The sequence below is a fragment of the Leptospira haakeii genome (genome assembly GCF_002812045.1).
GTDB classification, from domain to species: Bacteria; Spirochaetota; Leptospiria; order Leptospirales; family Leptospiraceae; genus Leptospira_B; species Leptospira_B haakeii.
The window spans coordinates 17,360-34,363 of sequence record NZ_NPEG01000011.1 but is presented as its reverse complement, the minus strand read 5'-3'; the positions used below and the strand labels follow the sequence as shown (position 1 = coordinate 34,363).

Below are 17,004 nucleotides of genomic sequence, written 5' to 3'. Positions count from 1 at the left end.
ACAAAAACCGATTACTCAATTCTTTTTGAAAACGATAAGTGCTGACTTTAGTTTTTCATACCAGGCACTTTTCTTTTTCAAAAAGATCGCAGGGGATCCAAGAGTAGCTTCCGTTTCTATCCAAACTCCTCCCTGGAATGTTTTACCCGTCCAAACATGTTCCCATTCCCCCTTAGGTAGATATCCTTTTACAGTATCTTCTCCTTTTTGTAAGACTGGGATTACAAGCAGATCCTCTCCAAGTAAGAACTGGTTTTGCAGATCTCTTGTATTTTTGTCTTCCGGATAAGAAAGATAAAGTGGGCGTAATAGAGGAAGTCCCGTTTCGCTTGCTTCTTTATTTAAAAATTTGAAATATTCTTTTAATGCAAGGTGCATCTGTCCGTATCTTGCAAATTCTTTTACTGTATCCGGGTCCGAATATGGCTGGTGGTTTTTAGCGGGTCTGTTCCCTTCGTGGGTCCTGAAAACCGGAGAGAATACGTTCAATTCCGCCCAACGTAAAAATAATTCTTTTGATCTGAAATAATCTTTAATAGGACTTGGGATCGTGGTGTATCCACCTATATCGCTATGATTTAAACTAAGTCCGGACATTCCTCCACTCAGGATCCCGATCAAAGAAGATACGATCCCATCATGTCTTCCCCAGCTTACCATTTGGTCTCCCGCCCAAAAGGAAGTGGAATATTTATTGGAGTAACTATAGCCGGCTCGAGTGAAGAATACGATCTGTCCTTCTTTTCCTGCTTCTTGGATAGCTTCCCTGTTCAACTTTGCCCATTCTACTGGATAACGATTATGATAGATCTCTGAGGATTCTTTAGAGAGTAGAACTGCATCAGTAGGCAACCATTCTCCGAAATCCGCCATCCAACCTGAGAGTCCGTTACCTATTAGATTTTGTTTAATGATATTTTTGACCCAAATTCGAGTTTTTGGATTCGTAAGATCAAGTAGTCCTGCGGGAAATCCTGCAGTTTGGACTATATAATCTTTTCCTTCTTTATCTTTTACTAAATAATTATTTTTAACAGCTTCTTCGAACAGAGGTCCCTCTGTGGCAAGCATTGGATTGATATATCCTAAAACCTGAATACCATTTTGATTTAGTGTTTTTACGAAGTTTTTAAAATCAGGATATCTAGTCTCGTCCGGAAACCATTTCCACCAAAGTTGAGAACCGAATACGGTCTTTCTTTGTCCTACCCAGTCTTGGATCCAAAGTGCGCTGATCGGATTTCCTGCTTTTTTTGCCTCTTCTATCTTTTCCAAAACGACTGACTTTCCACCTTGGATGCCAAGCCAGGTTCCATAAGCCCAATCAGGTAGATTCGGAAACCTTCCAGTATGTGAAGTGTATAATTTTAAGATCTCTTTAGGACTCGCGGCTTTCCAGGATTTAACATTAAGTCCTCTTTCTCTGAACTCTATCGTAATTTCAGAATCTTCTTCAAAATCAAAAACGGAATAAGAGCTGTTTTCAAAGAAGAATGCTCTATTCCGTGAAGTGAGAAAAAATGGGATGGGAGTATAGGTGCTGTATTCATTTCCGCCAGCTCCTTCTAATAATTCTGCTCCCCAGGTAATTGGTTGGTCTCCCCTTCCCACTCCTTGTTCTTCAGAAAATAAAAATGGTTTTTTTCCTTTTAGATTTAGATGAGAGAATTGTTCACCGAGTCCATAAATACTTTCTGTCTCATCCGATTTGAATTTTATAAATGTGCGATTTAATTCCGGATTAGAAACTTCTACCTTCCAATCTAATCCAAAATTAGAAGAAGATACAAATCGGATCGAATATCCTGTTTCACAATTTTTTCCGGTAAGTTTTCCTTTTAGTATTAATGCGCCTGATTCCAGTCCAAAACTTTCGATTGTTTGAGATCCACATTCTAATAAAATCTTATCTTTGATCTTGAAGGTTGCCTTTCTATAATTTACGATCTGTTCTCCTTTCGCGGAAGAAAGAAATGAATCCTTGAGAGAAAACTCTAGTATTTTACCTTTAGAAGTTATGAACGATAGTTCATTTGGCACGAATGTAGCTTTAACACCGTTACCAAGGTCGAATTCTTGAGGAGGAATGGAAAATGGAGAGATTTTTTCAAATCTGGATCTGCAATCCAATAAAAATGCAAATAGTATGCTGATAATAAAAAAGAACCTCATCGTTATTCCTCTTAGAAACTAACGAGAGGTTCTTTTATGAAGCTTCAAAAGTCTTTCTTTTTTTAACTTTTTCTGTCTACACCGCCGACTCTCGGTGCAGAAGTTCCTGCCCCAGCCTGTCCGTAAATATTCGCTGCTTGTTTAGGTAGATTGGATTTTCTCCACTCGAACCAAGAGCCGACATATACGTTTACGTCGTTGTATCCAACTTCTTTGAGCATCATTGCAAGCAAGGAGGATCTTGCTCCATTATAATCATAGATAACAGTGGTCCTTTCAGGCATGAAAGGGAAACCTCTTAACTTTTTATTGAAGAAGGTTTTGTCTACGAGCTCACCGTTCGCGTCATACAACATTCTCCAATCCCAAAGGAATGCGCCCGGTAATCTTCCGCATAGACTTCCCGGTTCAGGAGCAGTCAAACGAGGAAGTTTTCCATCATATTCTTCAGGTGTGCGAGTATCGAAAATTTGGAGTCTAGTTAAGTTCTTTTCTAAGAAAGCCTTATCTATCACTCCTTCTAATTTGCGGACTTTGGAAGAAGGTCCTATATCTAATTCTTTAGAACCTTTTTCTTTTGCTCCATCTACAGGCCAACGTTGTCCGATCAAAAACGCATTTTGAAAACCTGCGCATCTCAAAAGGAAAACAAGTCTGGATGCGAACATCCCCATTCCTTCGTCAAAAACCAAAATCCTGGACTTCTCTTCTTTTTTAGCGAGAGCAAGTATCTCTTCGATCGGACCCAATAATTTTTTGGAAGAGTCCGGATCGGAAGCAAAAGCCTTTTTGACGAATGGAAAATAATACGCACCCTTTAAGGTGGATTCCTGGTATTGCGCTTGGGAGCGACAATCGATGAATAAGTCCTGCTTTTCGTTCAGGTCGGTTTTAAGAAAACTCCAGTGAGACAAGATGAATACCGTTATATTTTTTACTCTTAGTTTTAACCATATTTCACAGTCCCGTTTCAGAGTTTAACTTTTTTTTGGTATTCTTGAAAATTCGAGACATAATCGCAAGAATTCTACGGAAATTCCTCTTCTATTTTCAGATCTGTAAAATCCGCTTTTTCCCGAACCGATAATAATTAAGAATGTTTTCCCCGATGCAGAATATTTTCCATTTAAGAACGAAAAGACTCCTTCTTTCTTTTGCGAGCCTGGGAGTTTTATTGTTTTTTTCCGTTTTTATTCCGGATTCTGGAAGTTTCGCAGAAGAACCACTAACCCAAAAGCCAATTTCCAGGATTGGAGACTTTGCTGAGAAAGAATTTCAAGAAGCTTGGAGAAAATACAGCAAAGAGAAAGATGCGAGACCTTTGAAAGAATGGTTCAAACAACATGGCACCGTTCATATTGGTGAGTGTAAGTTTAAATCTCTTCCTGAGTCCGAGGACATTCAGTATCTTTCTTTGGATTGCCCCGGAAAAAAACTGAATGGTTTCTTTTATTCAGGAGAAGAAAGATTACGTTCCCCCGAAAGAATAGATTCTTTCAGAGTGAAAGGTCCGGTTAAGTTGGGCAAAACCGTTTATTGGGAGTTGGAATTTTCTGCAGACAATTTAAAAGCTGCAAGTTCCAAATCTATACCGGGCGAGAAATCCAATCAGGAAACTAAACTCGTGGATAAAGCTTCCACAGTGAATTTTGGTCTGCAATATTTCTTAAGTATTGCCAAACACCCGATAGACCGTCCTACTCCGAAAGGAAAAGAGATCTTTTTTGATTCTTCCTGCCCTCTTCTTTATTTGGGTAAGGATGCGGATTTTTATTGGGATAAATCTTTATATTATTCTTTCCAAGCCAGTTGTTTGCCAGATTCTCCTTATTCCTGGATCAGGATCAAAGCGGATCTGAGCGGAAATGTTTTAGTGGATAACCAACCGACTGAAGAACTCCAAGAAGGAGCACGTTACCTGGCAAAATTGAAATTAGAATCAGTAGAAAAGGATAAAATTGTATGGTCCGACGCGGAGTTATTTCATGAATAAGTTTTGGATACTTCGCACGGGATTGATACTAATATTTAGCTTTCCTGTTTTTTCCCAAACAAATGGGAACTCTGATCTTAAAACATTATTGAACGGTGTTGTTATCGTCAGAAGCGATATTTACCCGGATGCAAGTGATCCTCTGGAGTTCGGGGATCAGGATCTTTCTCGCGACGTGGGTTCAGGGTTCATTATTGCAGGAAACAGAATATTAACAAATGCTCATGTGATCTCCGAATCCAAGTATTTGAAGGTAAAACGTTTTAATAGCAGTAAATATTATAATGCGAAAGTTGAATTTATAGGTTTCGACTGTGATCTGGCTTTAATCTCCGTAGAGGACGAAGAATTTTTCTCTGCTGTAGAACCTTTGGAAATTGCAGAAGAATCCCCTTCCTTAGGAAGTAATCTTTTGATGCTTGGTTATCCGGAAGGTGCAGAAAATCTCACATTAGAAAACGGTTTAGTCAATCGTGTGGAAAGATTGAGATATTCTTTTACAGGTTTAGATTATAGAAAAGTAATCCGTGTGGGAGCCAATATTCTTCCAGGATATTCTGGCGGTCCTGCTATCCAAAACGGAAAAGTGGCAGGGATTATTTTCGAAGTTAGCCAAATCCAAGGAAATACTGCTTATCTTATTCCGCCTGAAGTAGTACAACATTTTTTAAAAGATATACAAGACGGTCAATATGATGGGTTCCCTTTCGTAGGTTTTACTTTCCAAAATGGGAACTCCGAGTCTGTGAAAAAGTATTTAGGTGTTCCTCAGAATTTACAAGGCGTGCTTGTGAATAAGGTATATCCGAATTCTTCTTTTTCGGATGTTTTGCAAACGGATGATTTTTTATATAAGGTCGATGAGGCTTATCTGAATAATGAAGGTGGTCTTTTAGAATTTACAGGAAGAACGATCGTAGATCTGATCGAACCCGGTTTCGTAGGCCAAAAACTGACCCTGTATTTTTATAGAAACGGTAAAAACTTTAAGATCCAAGCAGAGTTAAAAAAGACCGATTCTCTTGAATTGTATAGAGACCGCCAGATCAGAAGTTTTTTAGGAGCTGGGCTTTTATTCCAACCGGTGAACCGCGCATTATTCGGCAAAGAAAGCCAAAGAGTAGAGACCGCTCTTAGATACCATTACAGTTATTTTATACAGGACGATCTTTTCAAATTTACCGAAAGGGATCTGATCTTAACCACTTTATTCCCCGATCCTCTTAACTCTAAATATATAAATTATCGTTTTAAAATTTTAGAATCTATTAATGGAAAAACTCCGGCGAATATCGCCGAGTTTAAGGATTATTGGAAAAAATTCTCTAATGGGACCTTGGTTTTAAAATTTAGAGGGGTTGGACTTCCTTTGGTATTGGATGCTAAAACTGTTAGAACAATAGACTTAAGAGTTAGAAAAAGATTCGATATCAAGTCCGATGAATCCAAGGAGGGAAAATGAGATCTTCTAAATTAGTATTCCTTCTAATCTTCTCACTTTTAGGATTTTTAGAAAATATTGAAGCTAAAGCAGATTCAGAATTTTCTCTTCTGGTCCATTTTAGGAAATATTCCCATCATAATCCTTTCCAAAAAGGAACCCCGTATCAGAAAAAAGTCACTGCAATCCGTTTGGATGAAAGAACTGCACTCGCACTTTTAAAACCGGGAGAAGTTCCACTATTCGCGGAAATCCATCCAGAAGAATCCGCAGGAAGAAAAGCATATTTCCAAAAAGTGGATCTGGATACAGGACTTGGTATAGTCCTTCTTCCTGAAAACTTTGGAAGATCCAAAAAGGCCTCCCCTATCGCTCTTTTAGAAGAAAGTGCAAAAACACAGGGAGTATGTTCCTCCTTCTTCACTAATTTTGAATGGGGAAGTTTAGAATTTTCTAAATCAATTCTACCTCTTTCTAAACTTGCGAGAAAAGAAAACCAAGACGGAGCCAGAAGTTTTCTTTTTTCCGGAAAAAAAGTCTGCGGATTCACTGATGGAACCTGGAATGCGGGTGCTGATCTTCTTCGTAGATTTTACCAAAGTAGATTTTCTTCTGCTTCTCCATTCCCTCATCCGGGTTTTTCTGCAGAAGGTTCCTTAACTCCTGCAGAAGAAGATTATTATTTTCCGAAAGGAAGCGTGGGTGCAGTTGTTTCAGAAGTCCTTCCTGGGATTGGGCCGATGCATAACCTATTTCCAGGTGATGCAGTTCTTTCCGTGAATGGGACTCCGGTTGCTTCTAAACAAAAACAAGTATTGTATGATATTCTGCTCAGCAAGGGTGGATCTTATCTTAATTCGGGAGAATGGGTCACTCTTTCTCTTTATAGAGACGGAAGAAAAAGAGAAATTCGTTATCAATTGAGGCCGTATAACGAGGATTCTTTTTTGATCCCTGAAAGTTCAGATAAGATCGCTCCTAAATATATCATAGCAGGCGGATTACTTTTCACTGAACTCACTCATACTTACTTAAAGGAATACGGAGAAAAATACAAATCCTCCAGCGATAGAAAGTTAGTATATTTAGCGGAGAGTTATTCTAAAAAACTTCATCCGGAAAGAAGTCGTATCGTATTACTTTCGAGAGCATTTCCTGATGAGAAGAATAGAGCCTATCAGGAATTCCAAGATTTGATCTTGGAATCAGTGAATGATAAGGTCGTAGACTCTGTAGAAGGTTTGAAAGCGGCCATTTCGGAAAATAAGGACGAATTTTTGGTATTCCGGTTTTCAGGAAATAAATTGGCAGTTTTTGATAAGTCAGAGTTAAAAAGTTTGGATGAAAGGATAAAATCCTTATATTCTCTTGATTCTCTAGACAATATACGCTGACAAAATTCTTGACTAGAATACCTTTCCAGGGTTTTCTTTTGTTTTCCGAATAGGTCCATTCAACATTCGGAAGTTCTGAATTAGGAATTTATTATGAAAATCCTTTTCGTTGATGACGAAGAAGTTATCCGAGATCTGTTCCAGGAAATTTTCGGCAGCGAATACGAACTCGTTCTTGCAGGAACCGCGGAACAAGGTTTAGTATTAGCGGAGTCGGAAACATTCGATCTGATCATCACCGATATTCGCCTTCCTAGGATGAACGGCATTGAGTTCATCACTAAGTTGAGGGAAAAAGGAGTAGATACTCCTTTTATAGTAATCACTGGAAATCAGGACATTCAAATCTCCATCAACGCTCTTAGATTGGGAGCTGTGGATTTTTTCCTCAAACCTTTTCGGATGGAGGCAATCCGTTATTCTCTCTTAAGATTTAAAAACTTATTTTATGCTGGCAAGGACCTTGTTGACAAAAGAATGTTCCAGGTCCGGGAATCCAGACAGAAGTTCGCACTTCTTCCTAGACTTGGAAATTTGAACCAATATGTCCATTTGATCTTAAAGTCCCTTTCTCATCTTCCTAATCTTCATAATGAGGATCAACTTTCTTTAAAAGTTGCATTGTACGAATTAATAGGAAATGCAATTGAGCATGGTTGTGCTCGTATCACTTATCATCAAAAACAAGAGTTAATGTTCCAAGAGAACGATTACTTCTCTTATGTGGATAAGATCTGCGAATCCAAAGAAGAATGGATCCAGGTAGAAGTAGATTACGATGATACAAGAGTGACCGTTATTTTGGAGGATGGTGGAGAAGGTTTCGACCCTGCAAGAGTTCCAGATCCTGTACAAGACCCAAATGCAAGTCAACTTTCAGGTAGAGGTATCTTCCTAGTTCGTATGAATGTGGATTCTCTCTCTTATAATGATAAAGGAAACCAAGTCACATTTGTCAAAAAGTTACAAAATGTAGAAGCAAAACAAAAACAAATTTAAGTGGGAAAGTTTATCAGAAATATAGAATATTCTGATCTTAAAATATACTCTTCTCTTACTTGGAAGAAGGTTTGTAATACGCTAAAAAATAACCGCTAAGCAAAAACCAAGAAGGGATCTGTCCTAGGAAAAACGCTCCCGCAGCTCCCATTGTCCCGTATTCCGGGATCAAAAGATTATCCAAAATTAATCCAAAGATCAATCTCACTAAGGCGAGTATTGCGAGTAACCTTGGCTGGCCTAATGCAAATAATGCCATTCCGAGAGGAGAAAACACCAATTGGAAAAGATAATTTGGATATAATAACTGGAATACCGGAACTGATTCAGGATATTTTCCCGAAAATAGCGCAGAGAAGACCCAGTCTCCCAAAAATACCCAAGGCCCCAATGCCAGAGCAAAAACTACAGCTACTAAAATGGATTTTCCTAAGTAATTAGTGAATTCCTTATTCTCCGTGAGCCTGGAGAGTTTGGGATAGATCATTGAATTCAAAACAGAAAATAAGATCACAAATCCGCTGAATGGTTGTAATGCCACTCCATAAGCCGCCACTGCTTCATTAGAATGGTATTTATTTAAAAAGAATAATTCCATTCTATCCGATACGATCGCAAATAAAGATGCTAAAAACGCATAACGATTGAACGAGATGAGTTCCTTGGTTTGTTGCCGGACTTCTTCCTTATCACCTGCCCAATGTAATTTCCCTCTAGGGAATAATAAGAAGAATAGGACTATCGTAAATACCGGAGCTACGGAAAAGATTCCGAGTATATCTAAATGTCCTAAGGCATGATCTGAAAATTGATCCGCTAAATACAAAATCAAAATGCGGATCAAATTTGGAAGAGGATACCAAATCGAAAGCGCATGATATTGTCCAAAAGAAACAAATATACTTTCGAAATAAGAATTAAAGGAAAGAACAAAGCTACCGAATACGAGAAGAAATGCAGCAAGCGCATTCTCCTTCAAAAAATAAACAGCGGTACCGGTGACAACCACCAGTAGAAATAATGCGGCCCATTTGACCCAAAGAGAAGATGCAAGAAGTACACCAATCCTTCTTTTGTCTTCCGTCATTGGAGAAAGGAAACGTACTAAGGCTGTGGGTAATCCGAATTCTGCCACGGCTAAAAGTACTGGCAGAAATCCGGAATAGTATTGGAAGATCCCGTTCTCGTTTTTACTCAAGATACGAACGGAATAAACCATAAAGATAAAATTCAGTAGGGAGGCGATTACCTTGGAAAACCCTACTGAAAAAAAACTACGTATGAATCCGGAGGTCCGTAATTTTCCGATACTTTCGGAAATGAACTGTAAGGAGGATCCAAGTCGAAGCATGAAGTTAAGTCAGATAGATGCCTCCGCGTATCCTTTTCAGAAGAATGGGAGCGAGATGGCCAATATAGTAACACACGATCCCATACTTAAAGTATCTGGCAACCGGATTTTCCCCCAATAGAGAGGAGAGAATTTTTCCGAGAGCCAAATAAAAGATCAAGATCCCAAGAATGATCACAGCTACTCGGATGAAAAATACGATCCAAGAATCGACTGATTTCCAATCCAACCCTGCTCTTTTATTGTACAAAATCCCGATCCCGAAACCTGCAAGAGCTCCAGCAGAAGAGATCACCTGCTCCCAAGATTTGTTTGTGGACTCGGGTTGGCTAGGATCATGCAGGAGAATGCTAGGCACAGTGAGCGCTAAAATAAAAAGTACAAGTGATTTCAGTCTTTTTTGGTCAGGCACCCGTCCAGTAAAATCCGGTTCCAAAACTCCAGGATCTTTTGAGAACCAGAACTCTAATCCGAATAATACAAGTAATCCTAAAATAAAACCACCTAAGGTATCACCTAAAAAGTGAAGTCCTGCATACATTCTTGCGATCGGCATAAATAAGATCAAAAACGCAGTGAGGATCCTAACCCAAGGAATTCTTACATGCAAAAATAATATTCCGTATAACACCACTGCAGTCTGTACATGTCCCGATGGAAATCCGTAAGAACCTTCCATAAGTCCAAGCTCAGATGGGAACGGTAAACCTATCGGCCTCGGCATAGTAAGAAGTGCCTTACATACCCCATTCACAACACCGGCGATCAAAAGACCAAGTGTCATTCTAAGCCCTATCTTACGATCCATACAAAGATAGATGAGAGAGACCAGGGCCATAAAAAAGAGAGAAGATCCCAAATGATGGAACACAATCGTAAGAGGATCCAACACGGGTTTTAACGCAGAAATGTGAAGAGCCTCTAAAGGCGAGTTAGAGAATAAGATCTCTTTCCAAAGGAAACTATCCGTCATAAAAACGAGCATATAAAGTTTCGGTTTTAAACGCAAAATGAATTCTATTAGTAATTCCATCCTTCCGGGTGTTTTTAGAACATTCGTTTTGTAAGCCAAAATCCAGTTGCTAGATTCTTATTCCTACTGCATGATAGATATATAAATGGAATTTATTGAACGATCGTTCTCCAAACGACAAAACAAACAAAGTTCGGTTAATATTTACCAAAGGTCCGAACATTAGGAGAATATAATGGAACCCGAAATCTATATCCCACATAATAAATTAAAATTTGTGACTGCCGCTTCACTTTTTGACGGCCACGATGCTTCGATCAATATCATGAGAAGGATACTCCAATCCTCCGGAGCTGAAGTGGTTCACTTAGGTCATAATCGATCGGTTCAGGAAATAGTAGACTGTGCCATCCAGGAAGATGTGCAAGGAATTGCTGTCACAAGTTACCAAGGTGGTCACGTAGAATATTTCAAATATATGATAGACCTTCTGCAAGAAAAAGGAAGCTCTCATATCAAGGTATTCGGCGGAGGTGGAGGAACTATTCTCCCTTCAGAAATACAGGAGTTGGAAGCTTATGGAGTTTCCAAAATTTATTCTCCGGACGATGGGCGTTCTTTGGGTTTACAAGGAATGATCAACGATCTATTACAAAAATCTGATTTTATTCCTCCTCATAGATTTAATGGGAACCTATTCTCAGAGATCCGTAAAAAAAATCCGATCGCAATCGCAGAATCAATCTCTTTAGTTGAATCTACTGAAAATGATTCTAAAAAAATAGATCCAGGAAAATTGGATTTCCCTATTTCCCAAAAAACAATCCCGATCTTAGGAATTACGGGAACAGGAGGAGCTGGAAAATCCTCTCTTACAGATGAGCTTGTTAGAAGATTCATCCATGATTTCGAAGATAAAACTATCGCAATTATTTCCGTAGATCCTTCTAAAAGAAAAACAGGAGGAGCACTCTTAGGAGATAGGATACGTATGAACTCCATTTCTCATCCGAGAGTTTATATGAGATCTTTTGCAACTAGAGAAGCAAATATCGCATTAAATCGAAATGTTAAAAAAAGTTTGGACGTTCTCAAAAGTTCCGAATTCGATCTTGTGATCGTAGAAACCGCTGGGATCGGACAAAGTGATTCCGAAATTACGGAAGTATCTGATCTTTCTCTTTATGTAATGACCCCTGAATTCGGAGCCGCTACTCAATTAGAAAAGATAGATATGATAGATTATGCTGATCTAATTGCAGTTAATAAATGTGATAAGAGAGGAGCATTAGACGCGATCAGAGACGTTCAAAAACAATTCCAAAGATCTCGGAAATTATTCGATCAAGCCCCTGAGAAGATGCCTGTTTTCGGGACAATTGCATCACAATTCAATGATCCTGGAACGAATAATCTATACGTTGCTCTCATTGATTCATTGAATAAAAAGTTCAATCTGGATTGGAAATCCAATTTTGTTTCCAGTTCCGAGACTAGCCAAAAGATCCATATCATTCCTCCGGATAGACAAAGATACTTAGCAGAGATCGCGGAAGAATGTGAAAAATACGAGAACTTTGTCAAAAAAGAATCCGAAACCGCAGAAGTCCTATATAGGATAAAGGGAACGATAGAAGTTTTAAAAGAAAGAGGCAAAAATGTCTCCGACTTGGAAGAAGAATATTCCAAAAGAGAAGAAGGGCTTCATCCAGATACTAGAAAGATCCTAAAAGAATGGGATTCAAAATTAGAAAAGTATTCGGGAGAATTTTTCACTTATACTGTAAGAGACAAAGAGATCAAAGTAGAGAATTTTACAAAATCCTTAAGTAATCTGAATATCCCAAAGGTTTCCGTTCCAAAATTCCGCAACTGGGGAGAGATCGTAAAATGGTCTTATACCGAGAATTTCCCGGGAGAGTTCCCATATGCCGCCGGAGTATTTCCTTTTAAAAGAACCGGAGAAGATCCTACTCGGATGTTCGCAGGAGAAGGTGGACCGGAAAGAACAAACGCAAGATTCCACTATGTGAGTCACGGAATGCCAGCTCATCGTTTAAGCACTGCATTCGATTCGGTTACTCTATATGGAGAAGATCCGGGACTTCGTCCTGATATTTACGGCAAGATCGGGAATTCCGGAGTGAGTATCGCTACTTTGGACGATGCTAAAAAACTATATTCTGGTTTTGATCTATGTAATCCTAGCACTTCCGTGTCCATGACAATCAACGGGCCGGCACCGATGCTTCTATCCTTCTTCTTAAATACCGCAATTGATCAAACCTGCGAAAAATACATTCATGCAGAAGGAAAAGTAGAAGAGGCAAAATCCAAACTTGCGGAGATCTATTCTAAAAAAGGTGTTCCTGTTCCTCACTATAAAGGAGAAATCCCAAAAGGAAATGATGGTCTGGGCCTTCTTCTTTTAGGGACTACCGGCGATCAGATCCTTCCTAAAGAAGTTTATGAAAAGATAAAGAAGGAAACTCTTTCTTCTGTTCGTGGAACTGTTCAGGCGGATATTTTAAAAGAAGACCAAGCACAGAACACATGTATCTTTTCTACTGAATTTGCTCTGAAATTAATGGGAGATATCCAGGAATATTTTATCTGGAATAAGGTCCGCAATTTTTATTCCGTCTCAATTTCAGGATATCATATCGCAGAAGCGGGAGCCAATCCGATCACTCAGGTTGCATTCACTCTTGCAAACGGATTTACGTTTGTGGAATATTATCTTTCACGTGGAATGAAGATAGATGATTTCGCTCCCAATCTTTCCTTTTTCTTCTCGAATGGAATTGATCCCGAATATGCAGTCATTGGAAGAGTGGCACGTAAGATCTGGGCCAAGAGTATGAAATATAAATACAGCGGATCCGAACGTTCTCAAATGTTAAAATACCATATTCAGACTTCTGGGCGTTCTTTACACGCACAAGAGATCGCATTCAACGATATTCGAACTACTTTGCAAGCGCTATATGCTATATACGATAATTGTAATAGTTTACATACGAATGCTTATGATGAGGCAATTACAACGCCAACGGAAGAATCGGTCAGAAGAGCAATGGCGATCCAGCTCATCATAAATAGAGAATTGGGCCTGGCCAAAAACGAAAATCCTCTGCAAGGTTCCTTCATCATTGATGATCTTTCCGATCTGGTAGAAGAAGCGATCTTGTCTGAGTTCAGACGTATTTCGGAAAGAGGCGGAGTTCTTGGTGCAATGGAAAGAATGTACCAGAGAAACAAAATCCAAGAAGAATCCTTGGAATACGAACATAGGAAACATACCGGAGAGATCCCAGTGATCGGAGTGAATACTTTCTTAGGTAAAGATGGATCTCCTACAATTCTTCCGGAAGAAGTGATCCGATCTACAGAGGAAGAAAAAAAAGCACAGATAAGAGAACTTGAAGCATTCCAATTCAGGAACCAAGAGGATTCTTCGAATGCCTTGAAAAATTTACAAGCAGCCTGCCTATCCGGAGAAAATGGATTCGAAGCATTAGTAGAAGCCGGAAAGGTATGTTCTCTGGGGCAAATGACCCATTCTCTTTATGAAGTGGGCGGCCAATACAGAAGAAGTATGTGATCGGGGAAAGTGATACAAATCAATTCTGAGGAGCTTTTTTTGTTTCCCTTAGGGTTTCAAGGTAGAAAATTTGGTCCAAGGCCATGACTTCTTCTGCAATTCAGTTTACAGAGACACATGTATACGCGGAAAAAAAACGGTTTAGAGTCGTTTTTGTGCGAAACGTATGTTCTGTTGAAACGGAAGAAATTGGCCTGATCATGCAAAAGATCCAAGAAATTCAACCGACCGTTGTAGAGCTGGATCTTGAAAATGTAGTCGCGATCCCTTCTCTCATACTAAATCGGATCTTAAAACTTTTGGCGGAATTAAAATCCAAAGGGGTCCCGGTGGAAATCAAAACCAGCGAAGGACTAAAAACCGTTCTGAATCGACTGAAAATCTCCCTTCAATGAAAACGATTTCTATCATTCTAACCCAATGTTTCTTATTCCAAAGTTTGGTATTCGGAAGCGGTTGGTTCTGTGGAATGCTTGCCGGAGAGATCAAACTTTGCCATTGTAATCACGGAAGCCAAAAAGAAAAACATTCAGACTCTGAAGATTCAAGATTCTCCTCCAAACTTGCCGATTCGGGAGAAGATCATTCTAATTCGAAACCTTCTTCCCTACCCGACTGTCATTCCGCTAAGTCCGGTGAGGCTCATAAATGTGCCTGTAAAAAAGCAAAAGACAAGGCTTCTTACCTAAGCGGAACTATCTGCACTCAATTTTTCACTTATTCCAAATTAGAAAACATAACTCCTGAAACTCTTGGCTCAGAACTTTTGAGCCGTATAAAAGAAGATTCCGGAGTGTTTGTTTCTTTCGATATAGAAAGACCCCCTCAATTCTCCTAAACATTTTCTAAACCTCGAACGAGGAAGCGAAGGATATACCTATATCCTTACGCTAATACGAAAAATCGGAAAGTTAAACCACTTTCCTCAGGAGAATATTATGAAATTATTATATAAATCCGCATTTGCGGTGTTCTTGTGTATTTCTGTTGTCCGCTGCGACGGATCATCCAGTCCAAACATGGCCCTTTTAGCCTTGGCTACCCAACAAAGTCCTATAGGAATCGAATTCACTGCGGTAGTGGGAGATAGCCACGCCACCTGCGGAGAAGATATCAGTGGGCATGGGGATTCTCATTCTAGTTCCGTTGTTACCATCCAGCACGTAGCTGGAGTAATGCCAATTAGACTCAAGGATCTTAGATTTTATGTTTCCGGACTTGAACTAGTGGATCAGGATGATAATATTATTACTTTAGATATTCCTAATACTGGAGTTTGGCAGTATAGCGGAGTTACACTTCTGGATTTTGAAAATGGGAAAGGAAGCTGTAGCGGAACTACTGAGACCAATAATATTGTCCAAACTTCTGTAGAAAATAAAACCTATAAAACTCTTAGATTCACTTTGGGAGTTCCTGAATCACTCAATCATATCGATTATAGTGTTGCTCCTAGCCCTCTAAATATCTCGGGACTAGCTTGGGGATGGACCATGGGTTACAGATTTTTCGTTGGAGAATTTATATCCAATGATGCTACAACCATAGGAAATGCTGCGGTATTACATATAGGTTCTGCTGGCTGCACAGAATCCAGCGGAGTTTATTCTTGCACTAACTCAAATCGGGCTGTGATCGAACTTACTCCAACCGAAGGATTCAATCCATTCACACAAAGGGTCCAATTCGATCTTAAAAAAGCGGTCACTGGTTGGGATATCAGTACAGGAAGCAAATCTTGTCATTCTATGGGAGCCATGGACAGCGCAAACTGTTCCTTAGTGTATCCGAATTTCGGTTTGGATTATTCCACAGGCAATGCCGGATCCGCTGCTCAGACGGTATTTGGGATCGTATCCAAATAAGAACTATAACGATGGTTTCGGTCGATTCGGACCGAGACCGGAATATATTATGAATCGACTTATTACGTTTTCTTTATTCTTCTTTCTACTCTTCCAATGTACACAATTGGGATTGGAGAAGGAAAAAAGTTCCGGATCGGAAGGTATACTTTTACTTTTAGGGACTTCTACCCCGGAAGGAACTCCTTATATTTGGGATCTTCCTGACGGATTCCCCGCGCCAAAAATCCCAAGTGATAATCCGATCACTGTGGAAAAAGTGGAGCTTGGCAGGTTTTTATTTTACGATACAAAATTGTCGGAAAATGAAACCCAATCCTGCGGTAGTTGCCATAAACAAGTGAATGCGTTCACAGACGGCCTTACTGTTTCCGTAGGTTCTACCGGACAGTCTCATCCTAGAAACGCTCAACATCTATCCAACGTCGCCTATAATCTCAGGCAAACCTGGGCAAATCCAGTTTTAAAAAAATTGGAGGACCAGGCAAGAGTTCCCATGTTCGGGGACAATCCTGTAGAACTTGGAATGAAGGATAGAGAAGATCTTTTATTGGACAGACTTGCAAATGATCCCGATTACGTTTCCAAATTCAAAGCAGCCTTTCCAAAAGATCAAAATCCTTTTAGTATATTGAATATTACGAAAGCTTTATCCAGTTTTCAAAGGACTTTTATTTCGGGAAATTCAGCATATGACAAATACCAAGCTGGTGATTTTTCTGCTCTGAGCGCTTCCGCAATCCGAGGGAAAAATTTATTCTTTGGAGAAAAAGCGGAATGTTTCCATTGTCATGGCGGCTTCAATTTTACGGACACTATCTTACATGTTGGGACAGTATTCGAGGAAGTTACCTTCCATAATAATGGCTTGGATTCTTCCAGATTTGTAAGCCCGAACGGTGGATTGTATGAATTCACCACTAAAGAATCGGATCGGGGAAAATTCAGAGCACCTTCTCTACGCAACGTAGAACTCACGGCACCTTATATGCATGACGGTTCCATTCCGGATCTATTATCCGTAGTGAATCATTATGTAAACGGGGGAACCGGGGACGGGACTACAAATCCAAACAGAGACGTTTTCGTACGAAGTTTTTCCTTAAGTGAATCCGAAAAACAGGATCTGGTCGAATTCTTAAAAAGCCTAACGGACACAGAATTTACCACCAACCCTAAGTTCCAGGATCCGTTCTGAAATTTCAGATAAAT

At 39.5% G+C, this 17,004-nt stretch carries 13 protein-coding genes; 9 read left to right on the top strand and 4 right to left on the bottom strand.

What is annotated here, in order from left to right; translation table 11 throughout:
* Positions 1-15: 15 nt before the first annotated feature.
* The gene (locus CH377_RS14945; RefSeq protein ID WP_100724567.1) at positions 16-2,172 is read right to left on the bottom strand and encodes an alpha-glucosidase; all 2,157 of its coding nucleotides are present in this window, start codon (positions 2,170-2,172) and stop codon (positions 16-18) included.
* A 62-nt stretch (positions 2,173-2,234) separates the two neighbouring features.
* Positions 2,235-3,086, bottom strand: coding sequence for a sulfurtransferase (locus CH377_RS14940; RefSeq protein WP_100724566.1), 852 nt, complete (start codon positions 3,084-3,086; stop codon positions 2,235-2,237).
* 194 nt (positions 3,087-3,280) lie between these two features.
* On the opposite strand from CH377_RS14940, the gene CH377_RS14935 reads away from it, so the two are divergent.
* The 4 genes from CH377_RS14935 to CH377_RS14920 all read left to right on the top strand — a co-directional run bounded on the left by CH377_RS14935 (position 3,281) and on the right by CH377_RS14920 (position 7,999).
* On the top strand, positions 3,281-4,165 hold the full coding sequence (locus tag CH377_RS14935; RefSeq protein ID WP_100724640.1) for an LIC11113 family protein: 885 nt from the start codon (positions 3,281-3,283) through the stop codon (positions 4,163-4,165).
* Positions 4,158-5,627, top strand: a complete 1,470-nt coding sequence (locus tag CH377_RS14930) for a S1C family serine protease (protein WP_100724565.1) — start codon at positions 4,158-4,160, stop codon at positions 5,625-5,627. Before CH377_RS14935 ends, CH377_RS14930 begins: the two co-directional genes overlap by 8 nt.
* Positions 5,624-7,000 (top strand): PDZ domain-containing protein, encoded by a 1,377-nt coding sequence (locus CH377_RS14925; RefSeq protein ID WP_100724564.1) that lies wholly within the window; start codon positions 5,624-5,626, stop codon positions 6,998-7,000. The genes CH377_RS14930 and CH377_RS14925 overlap by 4 nt, the downstream gene beginning before the upstream one ends.
* A 93-nt stretch (positions 7,001-7,093) precedes the next feature.
* Positions 7,094-7,999, top strand: a complete 906-nt coding sequence (locus CH377_RS14920; RefSeq protein WP_100724563.1) for an ATP-binding response regulator — start codon at positions 7,094-7,096, stop codon at positions 7,997-7,999.
* A gap of 55 nt (positions 8,000-8,054) precedes the next feature.
* Here the strand turns inward: CH377_RS14920 and CH377_RS14915 are convergent, their stop codons facing one another.
* Positions 8,055-9,350, bottom strand: a complete 1,296-nt coding sequence (locus CH377_RS14915) for an oligosaccharide flippase family protein (protein ID WP_100724562.1) — start codon at positions 9,348-9,350, stop codon at positions 8,055-8,057.
* Positions 9,351-9,354: 4 nt separating this feature from the next.
* Positions 9,355-10,359 carry a phosphatase PAP2 family protein gene (locus CH377_RS14910; RefSeq protein ID WP_100724639.1) on the bottom strand — a complete coding sequence of 335 codons (1,005 nt, stop codon included), beginning with the start codon at positions 10,357-10,359 and terminating at the stop codon, positions 9,355-9,357.
* Between the two features lie 199 nt (positions 10,360-10,558).
* Here CH377_RS14910 and CH377_RS14905 point away from each other — a divergent pair, with 199 nt between their 5' ends.
* The 5 genes from CH377_RS14905 (at position 10,559) to CH377_RS14885 (ending at position 16,990) form a co-directional block, all read left to right on the top strand.
* Positions 10,559-13,927, top strand: a complete 3,369-nt coding sequence (locus CH377_RS14905) for a methylmalonyl-CoA mutase family protein (protein ID WP_100724561.1) — start codon at positions 10,559-10,561, stop codon at positions 13,925-13,927.
* 83 nt (positions 13,928-14,010) lie between these two features.
* Complete coding sequence (locus tag CH377_RS14900; RefSeq protein WP_100724560.1) at positions 14,011-14,322, top strand: hypothetical protein; 312 nt, start codon at positions 14,011-14,013, stop codon at positions 14,320-14,322.
* The gene (locus tag CH377_RS14895; protein ID WP_100724559.1) at positions 14,319-14,765 is read left to right on the top strand and encodes an LIC_11090 family protein; all 447 of its coding nucleotides are present in this window, start codon (positions 14,319-14,321) and stop codon (positions 14,763-14,765) included. Before CH377_RS14900 ends, CH377_RS14895 begins: the two co-directional genes overlap by 4 nt.
* A 100-nt stretch (positions 14,766-14,865) precedes the next feature.
* Positions 14,866-15,792 (top strand): MbnP family copper-binding protein, encoded by a 927-nt coding sequence (locus tag CH377_RS14890; RefSeq protein WP_100724558.1) that lies wholly within the window; start codon positions 14,866-14,868, stop codon positions 15,790-15,792.
* Between the two features lie 49 nt (positions 15,793-15,841).
* Positions 15,842-16,990, top strand: coding sequence for a methanobactin export MATE transporter MbnM (locus CH377_RS14885; RefSeq protein ID WP_100724557.1), 1,149 nt, complete (start codon positions 15,842-15,844; stop codon positions 16,988-16,990).
* Positions 16,991-17,004: the final 14 nt, after the last annotated feature.

Coding starts and splice junctions, on each gene's coding strand:
- CH377_RS14930 (WP_100724565.1), top strand. CDS start 4,158: ATGAATAAGTTTTGGATACTTCGCACGGGATTGATACTAATATTTAGC.
- CH377_RS14885 (WP_100724557.1), top strand. CDS start 15,842: ATGAATCGACTTATTACGTTTTCTTTATTCTTCTTTCTACTCTTCCAA.
- CH377_RS14920 (WP_100724563.1), top strand. CDS start 7,094: ATGAAAATCCTTTTCGTTGATGACGAAGAAGTTATCCGAGATCTGTTC.
- CH377_RS14925 (WP_100724564.1), top strand. CDS start 5,624: ATGAGATCTTCTAAATTAGTATTCCTTCTAATCTTCTCACTTTTAGGA.
- CH377_RS14890 (WP_100724558.1), top strand. CDS start 14,866: ATGAAATTATTATATAAATCCGCATTTGCGGTGTTCTTGTGTATTTCT.
- CH377_RS14905 (WP_100724561.1), top strand. CDS start 10,559: ATGGAACCCGAAATCTATATCCCACATAATAAATTAAAATTTGTGACT.
- CH377_RS14935 (WP_100724640.1), top strand. CDS start 3,281: ATGCAGAATATTTTCCATTTAAGAACGAAAAGACTCCTTCTTTCTTTT.
- CH377_RS14945 (WP_100724567.1), bottom strand. CDS start 2,172: ATGAGGTTCTTTTTTATTATCAGCATACTATTTGCATTTTTATTGGAT.
- CH377_RS14900 (WP_100724560.1), top strand. CDS start 14,011: ATGACTTCTTCTGCAATTCAGTTTACAGAGACACATGTATACGCGGAA.
- CH377_RS14895 (WP_100724559.1), top strand. CDS start 14,319: ATGAAAACGATTTCTATCATTCTAACCCAATGTTTCTTATTCCAAAGT.
- CH377_RS14915 (WP_100724562.1), bottom strand. CDS start 9,350: ATGCTTCGACTTGGATCCTCCTTACAGTTCATTTCCGAAAGTATCGGA.